Annotated in this window: 2 protein-coding genes and 1 pseudogene; all 3 read left to right on the forward strand. The window is 62.2% G+C overall.

Translation table 11 applies throughout. From position 1 onward, the window contains the following. Positions 1 to 126: 126 nt before the first annotated feature. A pseudogene (locus tag EVC45_RS48180) lies at positions 127 to 291 on the forward strand (DUF5372 family protein); the annotation flags it as partial. 103 nt (positions 292 to 394) lie between these two features. Further along, the gene (locus tag EVC45_RS47505; RefSeq protein ID WP_248295538.1) at positions 395 to 562 is read left to right on the forward strand and encodes a hypothetical protein; all 168 of its coding nucleotides are present in this window, start codon (positions 395 to 397) and stop codon (positions 560 to 562) included. Continuing rightward, on the forward strand, positions 555 to 1,602 hold a 1,048-nt coding region (locus tag EVC45_RS44500), incomplete at its 3' end, for a recombinase family protein (protein WP_129964350.1). The genes EVC45_RS47505 and EVC45_RS44500, both read left to right, overlap by 8 nt.

A 1,602-nucleotide genomic window follows, 5' to 3' on the forward strand; every position in this document is an offset into this window, starting at 1 on the left:
TCAGCCGGATCACGCTGGCGTCCCCGATACGTTTCTGTAGACGGTCGATCAGGATGTCGTGGTTGACCCGGTCGAAGGAAGCCACGACAGACTACCCCATCCCACGACGTACCCGAATCGGTCGTCATCACCCGAGCAGGCCATCCGTTCGAAGGCCAGCGCCTACAGGTTATCAGCCGACGCCAACGCGCCGGCCAATTACACCTTCTGCTGATCCTTCCCGACGAGTCACGCGGACTGATTCCCGTCGGCTGGACTGATTTCCCAGCGTCCTCGGCCAACGGCGTCGCCATCGCCGCCGCTTCGCGAGCCGATGCCATCGGCTCAGTCACCGATCTTCTCCGCGCTCGCCTGATCATTGACGCTTTACTGCGCCAGACGGAACAGGAGAGCGATGATGCAACTGAACCTGCCCCTAGCGGACCTGCCGTCGGACGACGGCAGCCTATGGGAACAACTGGACCAAACGACGCGCGAGGCGGTGATCGACGCGCTCGCTCGCGCAATCGCAAGAGTCGTGACGCAAAGCCGTCAGGGCAAACGGGAGAACGATGATGAGTGAGGCCACCAGCAAGATCGGTCCCAGTCATTTGCAGCGCACCGCGTTCGTCTACATCCGCCAGTCCAGCGCCAACCAGGTTGAGAACAACCGTGAATCGACGCAACGCCAGTACGCGCTCGCCCAGCGGGCCACCGCCCTCGGCTGGCCCGGGCAGCAGGTCTGCGTAGTTGACGACGACCTGGGGCTTTCGGGGGCCACTACGGCGAGCCGCGGCGGCTTCGCACGCATGACTGCCGAAGTCGCACTCGGGCACGCTGGCATCATTCTCGGGCTCGAAGTATCACGCCTGGCGCGCAATAATTCTGACTGGTACCGGTTGCTCGACCTTTGCACCATGACCGATACGCTTATCGGCGACGCCGACGGCGTGTACAACCCAGCGCTTTTCAACGATCGTCTACTTCTCGGCTTGAAGGGCACGATGAGCGAGGCCGAACTGCATACCCTGCGTGCGCGTCTGGATGGTGGCATCCGGAACAAGGCTGCACGCGGCGAACTGCGCCGAGGTCTGCCTACCGGAATGGTTTGGGGCGAGGCTGAAGGCGAGGTGCGGCTGCATCCAGACGAAGCCGTTGTCAGCGCGCTGCGTGCGGTGTTTGCCCGCTTTAGTGAGTTCGGCACAGCTCGCCGTGTCTGGCTATGGTTTCGCGCAGAGAATCTGTCGTTTCCGTTGCAGCAGCTCAACTACAGTGCCCCCGAGGCGATTCGCTGGGTCGCACCGACCTACATCGCGATCTACAACGTGCTCACCAATCCGGTTTATGCTGGCGCCTACTGCTACGGCAAGAGCCGTAAAGAACGCTATGTCGACGAGCACGGTGTGCTCAAGACACGGATACGACGCCTGCCCCAGTCGCAGTGGGCCGTGCTCATCCGCGACCACCACGAAGGTTACATCGATTGGGGAACCTACGAGGCCAATCAAATGCGCCTGGCTACCAATACCAAGCCCCGCCCCCACGAAGCCGGTGGCGCCGTGAGAGAAGGTACCGCCTTGCTGCAAGGTCTGGCAACCTGTGGCCACTGCAGCCGCAAACTTA

Source organism: Paraburkholderia sp. UYCP14C (assembly GCF_004197395.1).
GTDB lineage: Bacteria > Pseudomonadota > Gammaproteobacteria > Burkholderiales > Burkholderiaceae > Paraburkholderia.

Excerpts from the sequence above, each read along its gene's own strand:
- EVC45_RS47505 (WP_248295538.1), top strand. The coding sequence starts at position 395 with ATGATGCAACTGAACCTGCCCCTAGCGGACCTGCCGTCGGACGACGGC.